Annotated in this window: 13 protein-coding genes; 5 read left to right on the top strand and 8 right to left on the bottom strand. The window is 63.2% G+C overall.

The window, feature by feature from the left end:
* Positions 1-32: 32 nt before the first annotated feature.
* The 3 genes from AC1D2G_RS10355 to AC1D2G_RS10345 are packed head-to-tail and all read left to right on the top strand — an operon-like array spanning position 33 to position 2641.
* Positions 33-629 carry a dimethylamine monooxygenase subunit DmmA family protein gene (locus tag AC1D2G_RS10355; protein WP_477413721.1) on the top strand — a complete coding sequence of 199 codons (597 nt, stop codon included), beginning with the start codon at positions 33-35 and terminating at the stop codon, positions 627-629.
* Positions 626-1591, top strand: a complete 966-nt coding sequence (locus AC1D2G_RS10350) for a PDR/VanB family oxidoreductase (RefSeq protein ID WP_477413720.1) — start codon at positions 626-628, stop codon at positions 1589-1591. The genes AC1D2G_RS10355 and AC1D2G_RS10350 overlap by 4 nt, the downstream gene beginning before the upstream one ends.
* A 9-nt stretch (positions 1592-1600) precedes the next feature.
* Positions 1601-2641 (top strand): heme-dependent oxidative N-demethylase family protein, encoded by a 1041-nt coding sequence (locus AC1D2G_RS10345; protein WP_457153360.1) that lies wholly within the window; start codon positions 1601-1603, stop codon positions 2639-2641.
* On the opposite strand, the gene AC1D2G_RS10340 is transcribed toward AC1D2G_RS10345, so the two are convergent.
* Positions 2638-3363, bottom strand: coding sequence for a helix-turn-helix domain-containing protein (locus AC1D2G_RS10340; protein WP_477413718.1), 726 nt, complete (start codon positions 3361-3363; stop codon positions 2638-2640). The two genes, AC1D2G_RS10345 and AC1D2G_RS10340, sit on opposite strands and share 4 nt — an antisense overlap.
* A 314-nt stretch (positions 3364-3677) precedes the next feature.
* On the opposite strand from AC1D2G_RS10340, the gene AC1D2G_RS10335 reads away from it, so the two are divergent.
* A complete protein-coding gene (locus AC1D2G_RS10335) occupies positions 3678-5036 on the top strand; it encodes an NAD(P)-binding domain-containing protein (protein WP_477413716.1) in 1359 nt (452 codons plus the stop codon).
* Between the two features lie 15 nt (positions 5037-5051).
* Here AC1D2G_RS10335 and AC1D2G_RS10330 read toward each other — a convergent pair whose 3' ends face one another.
* From AC1D2G_RS10330 to AC1D2G_RS10300, 7 genes are all read right to left on the bottom strand, one after another.
* Entirely contained in the window at positions 5052-5858 is an 807-nt protein-coding gene (locus AC1D2G_RS10330; RefSeq protein ID WP_477413714.1) for a hypothetical protein, read from the bottom strand.
* A 15-nt stretch (positions 5859-5873) separates the two neighbouring features.
* Complete coding sequence (locus AC1D2G_RS10325; RefSeq protein ID WP_477413712.1) at positions 5874-7856, bottom strand: ABC transporter permease; 1983 nt, start codon at positions 7854-7856, stop codon at positions 5874-5876.
* Positions 7853-8932 carry a quaternary amine ABC transporter ATP-binding protein gene (locus AC1D2G_RS10320; protein WP_477413710.1) on the bottom strand — a complete coding sequence of 360 codons (1080 nt, stop codon included), beginning with the start codon at positions 8930-8932 and terminating at the stop codon, positions 7853-7855. The genes AC1D2G_RS10325 and AC1D2G_RS10320 overlap by 4 nt, the downstream gene beginning before the upstream one ends.
* Before the next feature lie 77 nt (positions 8933-9009).
* Entirely contained in the window at positions 9010-9984 is a 975-nt protein-coding gene (locus AC1D2G_RS10315) for an ABC transporter substrate-binding protein (RefSeq protein WP_477413708.1), read from the bottom strand.
* Between the two features lie 436 nt (positions 9985-10420).
* On the bottom strand, positions 10421-11185 hold the full coding sequence (locus AC1D2G_RS10310; RefSeq protein ID WP_477413706.1) for an SDR family oxidoreductase: 765 nt from the start codon (positions 11183-11185) through the stop codon (positions 10421-10423).
* A 67-nt stretch (positions 11186-11252) separates the two neighbouring features.
* Positions 11253-12131 carry a DUF427 domain-containing protein gene (locus tag AC1D2G_RS10305; RefSeq protein WP_477413704.1) on the bottom strand — a complete coding sequence of 293 codons (879 nt, stop codon included), beginning with the start codon at positions 12129-12131 and terminating at the stop codon, positions 11253-11255.
* 2 nt (positions 12132-12133) lie between these two features.
* A complete protein-coding gene (locus AC1D2G_RS10300) occupies positions 12134-13774 on the bottom strand; it encodes an ABC transporter substrate-binding protein (protein WP_477413702.1) in 1641 nt (546 codons plus the stop codon).
* Between the two features lie 113 nt (positions 13775-13887).
* Between AC1D2G_RS10300 and AC1D2G_RS10295 the strand changes: the two genes are divergently transcribed.
* Positions 13888-14790, top strand: coding sequence for a LysR family transcriptional regulator (locus tag AC1D2G_RS10295; RefSeq protein WP_184871490.1), 903 nt, complete (start codon positions 13888-13890; stop codon positions 14788-14790).
* Positions 14791-14806: the final 16 nt, after the last annotated feature.

The following is a 14806-nucleotide window of genomic DNA, read 5'->3' as shown; positions in this document are numbered from 1 at the left end:
AACAGCGAGGGGTTCGAGGCACGAAGACTTAAATGGCAGCCAAAAGCATCATCAGCCGGCCCGTTTACGGAACGCTGTCTCCACAGCCCGGCAAGCACCATCTTTTCGTTGCAGATGCGGAGGGCGCGCTGGCGATAGCGGAAATGGCCGAGCGGACACCGCCAGGGTTTTTCGACGGGGCCGAAATCGTCTTCATCCCTGGTCCTGACGGCAAGCATGCCGCAGCGCTCGAAGCGCTGAGGCCGGCGCAGTTTCATGAGGCGCCGTCCTTTGCCAGCCTGCTGCCGCGGCTCAGGCAGACGCTGGCCAATGCGCATATGGGCCTGCGCCTCTATCTCACGGGCACCGAAGGCCTGATCGGCCAGGCGATGCAGGCTGCCCTTGAAGCCGGCGTCGATCACACCTCGATCCAGACCGAGCATCGCGGCTCGCTGGCACGGCGCATGCAGTGCGTGCATTGCAAGGGCATCACCGAGAACGTGACGACGCAGCCGGCGACCTGCGCGCATTGCGGCCTGCTGCTCCTGGTGCGCGACCATTATTCCAGGCGCATCGCCGCGTTCCAGGGTGTCTGCGTCAACGCCGAGGATCGCAGCGAGATTCCTCCGATGGAGGAGATTTTTCGATGAGCACCGGAACGACAAAACTCGATGTCGTGGTCAGCGATGTGGTGCCGGTCAATGAGCTGGTCACCCGCTTCCATTTCCGCCGCCGCGACGGCCAGCTCTTGCCGACCTTTTCCGGGGGAGCCCATGTCGTGGTCGAGATGCGCGACGGCGAGCGCACCCGGCTCAATCCCTACTCGCTGATGGGCTCGCCGCTCGACACGCGCGAATACACGATCAGCGTGCGCCGCGACGATGTCGGCCGCGGCGGCTCGCTGTTCATGCACAGGAATGTCCGGCCTGGCCATGAAATGGTGGTCAGCTATCCGGTCAATTTGTTCTCGCTCGACCTGCGCGCCAAAAAGCACCTGATGCTGGCCGGCGGCATCGGCATCACGCCGTTCATGGCGCAGACCGCGCAGCTGGCGGCGGAAGGCGGCAATTTCGAACTGCACTACACCTGCCGCACCGCCTCGCTCGGCACTTATGCCGATCTGCTGCGCGAGCGCTACGACCGACGGATCAGGCTCTATCATGACGACCTTGACGAGCGCATCGAGCTCGACCGGCTGTTGTCGTCGCAACCGCTCGGCACGCATCTCTATGTCTGCGGTCCGGCCGGCATGATCAACTGGGTGCGTGAGCGCGCCGCCACCCTGGGCTGGCCGTCGGAGACCGTGCATTTCGAGCATTTCGCAGCGCCCCAGCCCGGCCTGCCTTTCGACGTGACGCTTGCCGCAACTGGCAAGACGATCAGTGTCGACGAACAGCAGAGCCTGCTCGAAGCGATCGAGGCGGCCGGCGTCGATCCGCCCTATCTGTGCCGTGGCGGCGTCTGCGGCCAGTGCGAAACCAATGTCATCTCGTATGACGGCAAGTTCATCCACAACGACCACTGGCTGAGTGAGGAAGACCACCGCTCGGGTTGCAAGATCATGCCGTGCGTGTCGCGCTTCGAGGGGCGGTCGCTGGTGCTGGAAAGATAGGAGGCGAGCTTGGGAATCACCTTTCGCAAGGAAACGTTCCGCGACGATTTCACCTTCAAGAACAGCCCGGAGCACATCCGGCGGTTCCCGTTTCCGTTCCACGAAGACGCCTACATGTATGCGGTCAACATCGAGCCGCATGTCGTCGGACCCAAGGGCAGCGTGCTGGAAAACCTGATCGACGTCGACGAGCACTATGTTGCCGAGATGCAGGACCGTGCGCTGGTGTTGGCCGAGGATCCGCTGCGCTGCCAGTCGCTGCCGCACATGACGCTGGCCGGCTGGGACCTGCTGGAACTCCTGATGGAGCAGCAGGCGCTGGGTTATCCCGAGCATTTCACGCTGACCCGCGACGGCGATCGCTGGCGCTGGATCAACCGGCCGCTCGGCATCGACGATACCTTCACCTTCGGCGACACCTCGACGCTGCCCTATGGGCCGATGGAGTACATCACCCGGCAGAGCCAGGGCGATTTCTGCATCCTCGACCAGCGCGACGGCAATCTGTGGATGGATGCCGGCATGGTCACCACCCAGGCCGACTGGTCGCTCGACTTCGACATCGGCATGAACTTCTTCGAATGGCACGCGCCGGTGCCGCTGGCGCATGAAAAGGGGATTTTCACCCGCGCGCTGAAATTCCTCACCAACATCCAGCAAGGCAAGCCGGCACGGCGCCTGAACTGGACGATGACCATCAATCCGCGCCTCGATACCAGCCCGGAAAACTATCACAAATGGGGTCCGGACCGGACCACGGTGACGCCGGAGAATGTCGGCGACAAGGTGCACCTGCGCGTCGAGCTGCAGAGCTTCTGGCGGCTGCCGCGCTCGAACGGCATCGTCTTTCCGATTCGCTGCTATCTGATCAAGATGGACGAACTGGTGACGCAGCCGAAATGGGCACGCCGCCTGCACCGCGTCATCCGTGACCTTCCGGACGAACTCGCCAACTACAAGGGCCTGACGCGTTATCGCCCGACACTGGTCGAGTGGCTGTCGAAGCTCGACGACGGCAGCCCGACATCGCCGGGCTTCGGGCCGGACTAACCCGCGCTGTTCTGCGGATAGCAGATGATCGAGAGGTAGCGCATCGGCAGCTGTGTCAACTGTTCGGGCCCGTGCGGCGCGTCCGCGTCGAAGAACAGGCTGTCGCCGGGCTTCATCGGATAGAGGTTGCTGCCGTGCCGGTAGACGACCTCGCCTTCGAGCATATAGAGAAACTCCATGCCCTCATGCTGAAAGGTCGGGAACACGTCCGAATCCTCGGTCAGCGTGATCAAATAGGGTTCGACGACGACGCCGCTGGTGTTGGAGCCGATATGGCCGAGCAGATTGTACTGGTGACCGGCGCGCGTGCCGCGACGTTCGACGTCGAGCCCTTCGCCGGCCTTGACGAAGACGGCGCTGCGCTCTTCCTCGAAGCGGCGGAAGAAGGCGGTGACCGGAACGCCGAGCGCCCGCGACAACGCCTGCAAGGTGGTCAGCGACGGCGAGGTGATGCCGTTCTCGATCTTCGACAGCATGCCCAGCGAAATGTCGGTGGCGACCGCCAGATCGGCAACGGTGATGCCAAGCTTCTTGCGGAACGCCCGCACCTCGCGGCCGATCGCGACCTCCAGCACTTTTTCGCGGGTGTCGCGAATGGCGTGCGGGTTCTGCGTCAGCGGCGCCCGGATGGTCTTGCCGTCCGACGAAACCTTGGGCAGCGGCTTGGCCTTTGCGCCGGCAGGGCCGGCACCAGGCTTGGGATCGGAAATCTTGTTGGCCATGTCGCCCTCGGACTCTGCGGATTTATTTCACTCTAGGTGAACATGTCAGGTGCCGATACATGAGCGCAACCGCGACGGCAAGTCGCCTGAAGGCGCATGCACCCGATCCCGTGTTTGGTCGCGCGAGGTTTTGCGCGAAATCCTCACAGCCGAAGCGCTGTTTCGACACAGGAACTGTTGACAGCACGAACGGGCCAATTATTGTCCTGTGAGTGAAATTTGTTTCGTAAGAGCAATTCCAGGAAAAGTGTGAAACGGTTTTCCGTCCGGGATTGCGTCAAACAAAAAGTCGAAATCAGATCGGGAGGCCTGCAATGAAAAGTCGCGTTGCCGTTATCGGAGCCGGGCCGTCCGGCCTGGCACAGCTCAGGGCCTTCAAGTCGGCCGTCGACAAGGGCGCCGACATTCCCGAGATCGTCTGCTTCGAAAAGCAGTCCGACTGGGGCGGCCTGTGGAACTACACCTGGCGCACCGGCCTCGACGAGCATGGCGATCCGGTGCACGGCTCGATGTACCGCTACCTCTGGTCGAACGGACCGAAGGAATGCCTGGAGTTCGCCGACTACACGTTCGAGGAGCATTTCGGCCGGCCGATCGGCTCCTATCCTCCGCGCGCCGTGCTGTGGGATTACATCAAGGGCCGCGTCGAGAAATCCGGCGTGCGCAAATGGGTGCGCTTCAACAGCCCGGTGCGCATGGTGACCTTCTCCGAGACGACGAAGAAATTCACCGTCACCGCGCATGACCGCACCAACGACATCACCTATTCGGAAGAGTTCGACAATGTCGTCGTCGCCTCCGGGCATTTCTCGGTGCCCAACGTGCCCTATTTCGAGGGGTTTTCGACCTTCAACGGCCGCATCCTGCACAGCCATGATTTCCGCGACGCCATGGAATTCAAGGGCAAGGACATCCTGATCATCGGCCGCTCCTATTCGGCCGAGGACATCGGTTCGCAGTGCTACAAATACGGCGCCAAATCGATCACCTCCAGCTACCGCTCGAAGCCGATGGGTTTCAAATGGCCGGAGAACTGGAAAGAGGTGCCGCTGCTGCAGAAGGTCGTCGGCAAGACCGCGCATTTCAAGGACGGCAGCACCAAGGATGTCGATGCCATCATCCTGTGCACCGGCTATCTCCACTCCTTCCCCTTCCTCACCGAGGATCTGAAGCTCAAGACCGCCAACCGCATGTGGCCGGACGGGCTCTATGAGGGCGTCGTCTGGGAGAAGAACCCGAAGCTGTCCTTCATCGGCATGCAGGATCAGTTCTACACCTTCAACATGTTCGACGCGCAGGCCTGGTTCGCCCGCGACGTCATCATGGGCCGTATCAAATTGCCGTCGGCCGAGGCGATGGCCGCGCACGGCGCAAAATGGCGGGCGCGCGAGGAAACGCTGGAAGACGCCGAGCAGATGATCTGGTTCCAGGGCGACTACACCAAGGAATTGATGGACCAGACCGATTATCCAGGCTTCGACGTCGAGGCGGTCAACAAGACCTTCATGGAGTGGGAGCACCACAAGGGGGAAGACATCATGAGCTTCCGCGACCACGCTTATCGCTCGCTGATGACCGGCACCATGGCGCCGCTGCACCATACGCCCTGGCTGCAGGCACTGGACGATTCGATGGAGAGCTATCTCGAGGTGAAAGGCGTCGCGGCTGAGTAGCGATGCGCGCCGGCTTCAATCCAGCGGATAGTCGGGCGGAGCATCGGTCTCCGTCACCTTGACCGACAGCACGTCGCTGGTGTTGGCAAAGTCGGGGCCATCGCCGCGCACTGCCAGCGTGTCCGCCATCAGCAGGAATGTCATGGCGGCGAGGGCAGGTCCGCTCGGCTCTTCGGGCCATGCAAAGATGCCGTCGGCGTTGGCGCCGAATTTCACATCGTGGCAGACAAATTCGATCTCGATCTTCCAGCATCGCAGCGGCCTGATATCGCCAGGCAGCGGATGCGGCGGGTCGGGAAGCTCGAAATGATTGGCGACAAGGATTTTGGTCGGCACCGCCGGCATGATGCCCTTGTGATTGAAGGCGGCGATGGCGTCGTCACGGAAACGGTCGAGCAGGCCTTGCCCCGACAGCCTGTACGGCTCGCGAAAGAAGCCTCCGACCCTGACCGACTCGTCATTGTCGTTGGAGATCAACAGGGAGGCACGGAAGCGGCGCAGCCTTGGCGCCAGCGCCTGCCAGTCGCATTCGGCAGGCGTCGCCGGCGTTGCGATGAACTCGTCGAGAAGATCGCTGCCGCGCACTGGATTGCTCAATACCGAGCAGTCTTCGCCGTAGAGATGCCAGAGCTGGCGCAACTCAGCGGCCGCGATGCCGGGCTTGCGCAATTCTTCCACCGAGGCGCGAACCCTCGCGACGGCATAGGCCGTCGCCGCCTCCAACGTGCCGAAGCCCGGGACGAGATGTTCGCTGTCCGGCTCGCCGGTTCTGGCCATGTCGAAAACGAGGACGGTAAAGGGCGGATCGCCTGGCTCAGACATTCGGCACCAATTGGACTAACCCAGCCTCGCCCGCGCCTTCGCCGTCCACGCGTTGAACAGCCGGTCGGCGACGATGCCGATGAAGGCGATGGCAAGGCCGGCGACGATGCCGCGGCCGGAATCGGCCTTGGACAGCGCGATGAACACTTCCTGGCCGAGGTCGCGGGTGCCGACCATGGCGCAGATGATGATCATCGCCAGCGCCATCAGGATCGTCTGGTTCACGCCCAGCATGATTTCGGGCAGCGCCAGCGGAAGCTGCACGCGAAAGAAGGTCTGGCGCGGCGTGCAGCCGGATACCTTCGCAGCCTCGATCAGCGCCGGCGGCACCTGCCTGATGCCGTGATTGGTGTAGCGGATGGCCGGCACCACGGCGAAGGCGACCGTTGCGATCATCGCGGTGACGTCACCGACCCGGAACAGCATCACCACCGGGATGATGAAGCAGAAGGATGGCAGCACCTGCAGCGTGTCGATGATCGGCGTGACGATCTTCTCGAAACGGTCGCTGCGCGAGGCCATCAGGCCAATGGGGATGCCGATCAGGCAAGCGATGAAGGCCGAGATGCCACAGAGATAGACCGTCGCCATGGTCTTTTCCCACAGCCCGGTGATGGCGCAGAAAGCGGTGAGTGCAGCAACCAGGGCCGCCAGCCGCAGGCCGGAGAGCTGATAGCCGGCAAGGGCGAGCAGGCACACCGCGCCCAGCCACGGAAAGCCTTCGCAAAAGGCGCGTAGCGGGTTCAGCACGTTGAGGATCAGCGCCACGCGAAACGCCTCGATCGTGTCGAAGAAGTTGATGGTGATCCAGTTCACCGCTTCCTTCCACAGCGGCGCGGTGGTGAAGGTGATCGCCTTCGGCACGGCCGCGAAGGCGGGCACGAACAGGCCGAGCAGCGTGGTGACGACAAGGATGGCGATCGCCAGCGTCAAATTGGGATAGCGCCGCCAAAAGCTGGGGCTCACTTCCCGGTGGACATGGCCTTTTGCCTGCTTGTGCGCGATCGCCTGGCTCAGCCGGTCGAGTGCAATCGCCAGCGCGACGATGGCGAGACCGGCTTCCATCGCCTCGCCGACCTTCAGCGCGCGCAGCGCCAAGAGCACGTCGTAGCCGAGCCCGCCGGCGCCGATCATCGAAGCGATGATCACCATGTTCAGCGCCAGCATGATCACCTGGTTGACGCCGACCATCAGCGTCGGCCGCGCCGAGGGCAAAAGCACCCGCCACAGTTTCTGCCGCGCCGTGCAGCCGGCCATCTCGCTGAAATCGTCGATCTCGGAGGGCACCCGCGACAGCCCAAGCATCGTCGCCCGCACCATCGGCGGCGTGGCGAAGATGGCGGTCGCGATCATCGCCGAAACCGGGCTGTTGCCGAACAGGAGCAACATCGGGATCAGGTAGGCAAAGGTCGGGATCGTCTGCATCAGGTCAAGGGCAGGGGAGACGATGAGCCTTTCCGCCCATGGTTTGCGCCATGCCCAGATGCCGGCGAATAGGCCGGTGACGATGCAGAAAGGCACGGCGATGGAGATCAGCGCCAGCGTCAGCATGGCGCTGGTCCATTGGCCGAACAGTGCGATGTAGAGGAAACAGCCGCCGACCAGCATGCCGAGATTCCGGCCACCGGCGGCATGCCCGGCAAGGAAGGCGGCGGCGCAGACGCCGACCCAGGACAGGCGCGGCAAGACATAGGCGTCGGCGCCGTGACCGATCTTGAAGTTCTTGGCCAGCAGGTTGAGTGCGAAGTCGAGCGGCACGCCCAGCACCGCGGTGATCGAGCGCGTCAGCCACGACAGGTTCGACTTGATCCAGCCCATCAAGGCGCCGACCCAGTCGGCGACCGGCACGATTGCGCTGGCGGGATAATTGACGGCCCAGGGCAGGCTGTCCTGCAGCAGGAACACGACAAGCACGGCGGCAAGCGCCAAGGCCCAGACGATCAGCCAGACCTGAACCGGACGTGCCCTTGCCTCGCTGGCACCAGCCGTCACCGTCATGCGCCGGCCCTCGAACGATCAATGCCGGCCAGCAGATCGATCACCGCTTGTGGCGTCACCTCGCCGATCGGCTTGCCGGTGCCGTTGACCACCGCGAACGGCTTGCCGGCGGATACGATCTCCGCCGAAAAGCTTGCGATCTTGGCATCTGGCGCAACGGTGCCACCATGCTCGGCGCCGTCGCAGGCGCGCATCAGGCTACGCGCCGAGATCACCTTGGCGCGGTCGACGTCGCGGGTGAATTCGGCGACATAGTCGGTCGCCGGGTTGACCACCAGCTCTTCCGGCGTGCCGATCTGGATGACCTCGCCGTCCTTCATGATGGCGATACGGTCGGCAAGCCGGATCGCTTCGTCGAAATCATGGGTGATGAAGACGATGGTCTTGTGCAGCATGGTCTGCAGCCGCATCAGCTCGTCCTGCATCTCGCGGCGGATCAATGGGTCGAGCGCCGAGAACGGCTCATCGAGAAACCAGATTTCCGGTTTGGTCGCGAGGCTGCGGGCGATGCCGACGCGCTGCTGCTGGCCGCCGGAAAGCTCGCGCGGGTAGAAATGTTCGCGGCCACGCAATCCGACCAGCTCGATGACCTCACGCGCCCGCGCTTCGCGCGTCGGCCGGTCCTGTCCCTGGATGCTGAGCGGAAAGGCGATATTTTCCAGCACGTTGAGATGCGGCAAGAGCGCAAAATTCTGGAACACCATGCCCATCCGGTGGCGCCGCAATTCGATAAGTGCCGAATCCGAGATTTTCAGCAGGTCGTTGCCTTCGAATTCGACCTTGCCGTGCGTCGGCTCGACCAGCCGCGACATGCAGCGCACCAGCGTCGACTTGCCGGACCCCGACAGGCCCATGATGATAAAAATCTCGCCCTGGCGGATTTCAAGGTCGACGGCGCGCACGGCCCCAACCAGCCCGGCGGCAGTGACGTCGGCCATGCTGGCCTTGCCTTCGCGCTCGCGGATGAAATTGGCCGCGTTCGATCCGAACAATTTCCAGACATTGCGGCAGGCAAGCTTAATCGGGCGGGCATCCTTGCCCGGCTGCGTCGGTGCCTGTTCAGTCCTATCCGTCATCCAATCGTCCTTCTGGAATATCAGGAATCGAGACCCGGCCGATCAACAGCCGGGCCTCATCTCTCCAGTCGGAACAATCACTGCGCCCAGGCTTTCCAGTCTGCCTCGTGGGCAGCGATCCAGGCGGCGGCGACGTCTTCCGGCGTCTTGCCGCCGAGATCGATCTCGCCGCTCATCTTGTTGAGCTCATCGGTGTCGATCGTATACGCCTTTGCTACCTTGTAGGCGACCGGCCACTTGTCCTTCATGCCGGACCAGGAGTACTTCCAGATCTCGCCATGCGGCTTGCCGCAATCATATTTGGCGTCCGGGTTCACGCCCCATTTCGGGTCATTGTAGCATTCGGGTGTGTATTCGGGGAACTGCACCCATTCGCCCTTGTACTTGGCCGGTGCCCAATGCGGCGAATAGATCCACAGCATGATCGGCGCCTTGCGCTGGTAGGCCGAGTCCAGCTCGGCGAACATCGCCGCGTCGGTGCCGGCATGGATGACGGTGAAGGGCAGCTTCAGCGCCTCGACACGCTCGTCGTCAAAGCCTTCCCAGGTCACCGGGCCGCCGAGATAGCGCCCCTTGGGTGCCGTCTCCGCCGTCGAGAACGAAGCCGCGCACGTGGCGTCGAGCAAGGCATGCCAGTCCGGCAAGGTCGGGCACTTTTCCTTCATGTATTCGGGAAACCACCACTCTTCCTTGGCCTTGGGCCCGAGCTTGCCGAGCCGTTCGGTCTGGCCGGTCGCGTCTGAGGCTTTCATGGCTTCGCCGGCGGTCGTGTCCCAGAACTCAAGCCCGACGTCGAGGTCGCCATTGGTGAGGCCGGTGGTCAGGCTGGAGAGGTAGTCGGCGGTCGGGTATTCGACGGTATAGCCGAGCTTTTCCAGGATGCCGCCGAGAATCTTGGCGTTCAGGTTGACGCTGGTCCAGTCGAACAGCGCGATCTTGATCGGGTCGTTGGATTCGGGTGCTGCGGCTTGGGCGGAAGGTGTCAGCAGGCTTAGGGACGCGAGCGCGACGGCGCCCATCGACAGTTTCGAGATCTGGCTGCGAAATGACATGCTTGTTCTCCTTCAAGCTGTGAAAATTATCGTTCGTTCCCTTCTTGCGGCTTTTCTTGATTGTGTTGGAAAGGCTGGTCGTTGCGCAAGGCCGTCGGCGCCGAATTGTCGCCCTGGCTTTGGCCAAGGCAGGCAAGACGGTGCTCAATTCTGCTGATGGTCGAATGGGACTGGAGGGTCAGCGTCATGGCTGCCGACGGATCGCTGCGGGAGCGATCACCTGCGGATCAATTTCCAGTCTTGCGGCGCCCTGCAAGGTGCGAGCCATCAAGGTCCCATGATCTCGGCTGTCGGCCCGGCAAGCCCCATCTCGCCAGGACCGTTTCATAGGATGAAATTATATATACCAACGTTCATGTCGCGCAACGACTAACGCCCGCGGGACGCATAATTTCAGACTACAGGCGAAGTCGAGCCCGGTCGCCAGATCTCCATCCTACCAGCAGACATAGCCGCCATCGACAATCAGGTCGAGGCCGGTGACGAAGCTCGATGCGCGGCTGGCCAGGAACACCGTCGGTCCGACCATTTCCTCCGGCGCCGCCATCCGTCCCATCGGCGTGTCGCGTTTGAAGATCTTGACCTCTTCCGCCACCTCCGGCCGCTTGTTCATCGGCGTCAGCGTGTAGCCAGGGCTGACGACATTCACCCGCAGCCCGCGGTCGGCCCACTCCATGGCGAGGCTCTTCGACATATGGATGACGGCGGCCTTCGAGGAGTTGTAGTGCGCCTGCGTCAGGCCCCGGTTGACGATGGTGCCCGACATCGAGGCGATGTTGATGATCGAGCCCTTGCGCCGCGCCAGCATCTTGCGGGCTTCGGCCTGGCAGGACAGGAACACGCCGGCGACGTTGACCTCGTGCACCTTCTGCCATGTCTCCAGAGACAGCGTCTCGGCCGGTTCCGACCCGGCAATGCCGGCATTGTTGACGGCGACGGTCAGCGCACCGAGTTCGCTCTCGACGCGATCAATCGCCGCCGCGAGATCGCTCTGCGATGTCACCGTGCCGGTCAGCACCAGCGCCTTGCGCCCGAGCGCCGTGATCCGGTGAGCGGTTTCGTCCAACCCGCCTTTCGAAGCATGGCCGAAACAGGCGACGTCGGCGCCTGCCTCGGCAAGTCCGATCGCGATTGCCTGACCGATGCCGCTGCCGGCGCCGGTGACCAGCGCGACATCGCCGTCCAGTTTGAAAAGATCCATCGATAGCCCTCCCTGCCTCGGAGAGGGTACGCGCTGAGCCGTGCTCCGATCAAGCGCTCTGCATCGTTCAGAAATAGCCGTCCGACGCGGCCGTGGCTTCCTTCGGGATTTCGACCCCGTCGACGAGGATCTTGTCGACCAGTTCGTGGTGGAAGCAGACCAGCCCCTTGATCCGCTCCGCCTCGTGCACCGGCTCTGGATAGTACCAGACGAGGTTCTCGTGGCGCTTGGCCTTGGTCGTCACGTGATAGTAGTTGGAGATGCCCTTGTAGGGGCAGCGTGAGATGTAGCGGCTGGGCGCAAACATATCGAGCCGCGTATCGGAAATCGGCAGATAGTGGCGCACCGGATGTCCAGTTTCGAACAGGAACACGCCACGGCGTGAATCGGCGACCTGCTCACCGTCGAGAATGACCTGCACGCGCCGTGACGACGGCAGGCAGTCGACGCGGCGGAACGGATCGCGGGCATGCACGAAGATCTCCTCGTCCTCCTCGAACCAGTGGCCCATCTTGCTCCAGTAGAACGACATGTAGTCGGCGAGCGGCGGGCTGCCTTTCACCGGATCGGCGTAGCGCCAGGCCGCGTCCTCGACCAGCGTCACGCCGGTGTTGAGTGAGTAGTGGGTCGCCACGCCCTTGAACGGGCTCTCGGTCGTCGTCGTGCTCGGCAACAGAAACTCTTCGCGCACGTCGCTCATCGGGAAATAATAGACCGGCAGATGATCGGACTCGTAGAGCACCAGCGCGTTGACCGTGTCGGCGACAATCATCGACCCGACCTGCACCCGCAGCCGCTTCTGCGTCGGCATGGTGAAGGCGACATAACCCGGCTCGAAATCATATTGGGTGATGCTGTCGAGCAGCGGAAAATGCGGCCCGCGGCCGCGCAGATGACGCTTGCGAATGGTGCTCTCCCGGTTCTTGGTCTTGGCGATCATGTTCATGATCAGCCTATGGATACGCGATCGAGCAGCAGCCCGGCGGCGATCGGCGGCAGTCCGCTGACATTCTTGCGCACCGGCACCAGCAGGTCGGGGAAATAGCTGAAAATGACCGGCGTCTCGTCGAGCAGCAGTTTCTGGATGTCGGAAGCGGCGCTGCGCTGTGCGCCGATATCCAGCGCCTTCAGATAGCTGGTGACCATGCCATCATAGGCCGGGCTCTTGAAATGCGCAGCGTTCCAGGGGCCGTCGCTGACCAGCGGGCTTTTGAGGAAGACATTGGGCACGCTGCGATGCGCGTAGTCGGTGATGCCGAGCGGGCTGTCCAGCCAGTCCGACTGGCCGAACACCGCCTTGCCGTAGTACTTGTCCTGGTCCTCGATGTTGAGCGCGATGCGGGCGCCGATTTCCTTGGCGAAGTTCTGGAACAGCTGCGCGTAGCCGGGAATGTCGGAATAACGCAGCGTCGTCAGCGTGATGTCGAAGCCGCTGGCCACGCCGGCCGCATCGAGCAGTTGTTTGGCCTTGGCGATATCCTGGGCGCGTTGCGGCACCGTCTTGTCTGTCGCGGGGAAGGCCGGCGCGAACGGGCTGTCATTGCCGGTCGCCGCCATGCCGCGGCACAGGCCATCGACCAGCTTGGAGCGGTCGATGCAGAGCGCCAGCGCCTGGCGCACGCGTTTGTCGGTGAAGGGGCCGGTGTCGCAGCGCATGTGCAGCTGGCGGTGCGCGGTCGATGCCACACGCAGCACCGTGATGTCGACCTGGCTGACATCGAGCGGAACCGCGTCGAGGATGTCGACCTCGCCGGCCTGCAGCGCCAGGATGCGTGGCTGCACGTCGCCGTAGAACTTGAATTCGAGACGGTCCGGCAGCGCCATCTCACCCCAATAGTCGGGGTTGCGTACGAAGGTCGCGCCGACCTTCGGCGTGTAGGTCTCCAGCCGGAACGGTCCGGTCCCTTCGAAGGTCTTTTCGTAGTCGCCCTTGTAGCTCGCCGGCAGGATGACGGCGTTGTAATTGTCGATCGACACCGAATAGGGAAAGCTGCCGTTCGGCGCGTCGAGGTGGAAGGCGACGGTATGGTCGTCGACCTTCCTCGTGCCGCCCTTCGACAGCAGGCCCTTGAACACCGACAGCGCGTTCGAGGCGCCGCTCGGATCGGCCAGCCGGTCGAAGGTCGCGACGACGTCGTCGGCCTTGAAGTCCTCGCCATTGTGGAATTTCACACCTTTGCGCAGCTTGAAGGTCCACACGCTGCCATCCTCGTTCGGCGCCCAGCTTTCCGCCAGCACCGGCTTCAAGGTGAGGTCCGCCTGGGTGATGCAGAGAAACTCGGCGGTCTGGAAAACCAGCTGGTAGCTGCCGCTGTCATAGTAGGTGACGGGGTCGATGGCGCCGCCCGGCGTGGCCACGCCTGCGCGCACCGTGCCGCCCGGCTTGCCCTCGGCGCGGGCCTGCTGCGTGCCGAGGCCGGCTGCGGCAACGAGGCCGCCGAGGAATGGCAGGGAGAGGCCAAGCACGCTACCATGGCGCAGAAAATCGCGCCGGCCCATCCTGCCGGCGAGCAGTTCATCGACAGCGGAATTTTCGATTGCCGTGAGATTCCGGCGAGCGGCGTCGATCATCCTGAAATGCTTTGGCATGGCTGCATTCCTCGCTTGGCTTGGGGTTTGCCATCTAGTTCATTGTTGACTGCCGCCGCAAAGCGATATTTTTTGATAGGGGCCATCGAAATTTTCGATGCGAGGGGTAAGGCATGGACACTGAAAATCTGCGCAGCTTTCTCGAAGTTGCCGCCCATGGCAGCTTCACCGTCGCGGCCAGCCGGCTCAACCTCGCCCAGTCCACCGTCAGCGCGCGGATCCGGGGACTGGAGGAGCAGTTGGGGCGCCGGCTTTTCGTGCGCGACCGCGATGGCGTGACGCTGACGCCGGCCGGCCGCCAGTTCCTGCCGCATGCCTCTTCCATCACCCGCACCTGGGAGCAATCGCGGCAGGACATCGCCGTTCCCGATGGCTACGAGACGCTGCTGCGGCTGACCGCCCCCGCCTATCTGTGGGACCGCATCACCTCGCCATGGGTCGAGTGGATGCGTGCGAGGCGACCGAACGTCGCGCTGCGCCTGGAGGGCAGTTTCCCGGATCTGGCGATCGACCAGCTGGCGGAAGGCCTGCTCGACATCTGCATCCTCTATCTGCCGCGCCCGCATCCAGGCATCGTCTACGAAACGCTGGCGGTCGATCAGGTCGTGCTTGTTCAGCATGCCGCGCAGACGAAGTCCTGGACCGAAAACTACATCCTCATGGACTGGGGGCTGGAATTCCGCATCGAGCACGACCGCGCCTTTGCCGGCATGGTCAAGCCGGCCATCTCGGCCGGACTGGTCTTCATCGGTCTGCAGCATGTGCTGTCTCGGCAGGCGGCGGCCTACCTGCCGCTCAGTGCCGTCAGCACGCATATCGAGCGCGGCGAAATGCGCCGCATCGACAACGCGCCGGTGTTCCAGCGCCCGATCTACCTTGCCTATCCCAGCAATCCGGTCTCGTCGGATGTCCTGGATGTCGCGCTCACCGGGCTGCGCTCGCTGGCTGGAGATTGGGCGGAAGGTCAGGGGTTTTCGGAAGGCGACCGTTCCCTGGGCATGACCGGCCAGACGTGACGGGTCAGGCCGTATC

Source organism: Mesorhizobium sp. P2_C7, assembly GCF_056404515.1.
The sequence above is the reverse complement of the archived record's forward strand: the minus strand, read 5'-3'. Positions and strand labels throughout refer to the sequence as shown.

What these genes read in the sequence shown, in the direction of transcription:
- AC1D2G_RS10355 (WP_477413721.1), top strand. Translation starts at nt 33, where the DNA reads ATGGCAGCCAAAAGCATCATCAGCCGGCCCGTTTACGGAACGCTGTCT.
- AC1D2G_RS10350 (WP_477413720.1), top strand. Translation starts at nt 626, where the DNA reads ATGAGCACCGGAACGACAAAACTCGATGTCGTGGTCAGCGATGTGGTG.
- AC1D2G_RS10340 (WP_477413718.1), bottom strand. Translation starts at nt 3,363, where the DNA reads ATGGCCAACAAGATTTCCGATCCCAAGCCTGGTGCCGGCCCTGCCGGC.
- AC1D2G_RS10335 (WP_477413716.1), top strand. Translation starts at nt 3,678, where the DNA reads ATGAAAAGTCGCGTTGCCGTTATCGGAGCCGGGCCGTCCGGCCTGGCA.
- AC1D2G_RS10330 (WP_477413714.1), bottom strand. Translation starts at nt 5,858, where the DNA reads ATGTCTGAGCCAGGCGATCCGCCCTTTACCGTCCTCGTTTTCGACATG.
- AC1D2G_RS10325 (WP_477413712.1), bottom strand. Translation starts at nt 7,856, where the DNA reads ATGACGGTGACGGCTGGTGCCAGCGAGGCAAGGGCACGTCCGGTTCAG.
- AC1D2G_RS10320 (WP_477413710.1), bottom strand. Translation starts at nt 8,932, where the DNA reads ATGACGGATAGGACTGAACAGGCACCGACGCAGCCGGGCAAGGATGCC.
- AC1D2G_RS10315 (WP_477413708.1), bottom strand. Translation starts at nt 9,984, where the DNA reads ATGTCATTTCGCAGCCAGATCTCGAAACTGTCGATGGGCGCCGTCGCG.
- AC1D2G_RS10310 (WP_477413706.1), bottom strand. Translation starts at nt 11,185, where the DNA reads ATGGATCTTTTCAAACTGGACGGCGATGTCGCGCTGGTCACCGGCGCC.
- AC1D2G_RS10305 (WP_477413704.1), bottom strand. Translation starts at nt 12,131, where the DNA reads ATGAACATGATCGCCAAGACCAAGAACCGGGAGAGCACCATTCGCAAG.
- AC1D2G_RS10300 (WP_477413702.1), bottom strand. Translation starts at nt 13,774, where the DNA reads ATGCCAAAGCATTTCAGGATGATCGACGCCGCTCGCCGGAATCTCACG.
- AC1D2G_RS10295 (WP_184871490.1), top strand. Translation starts at nt 13,888, where the DNA reads ATGGACACTGAAAATCTGCGCAGCTTTCTCGAAGTTGCCGCCCATGGC.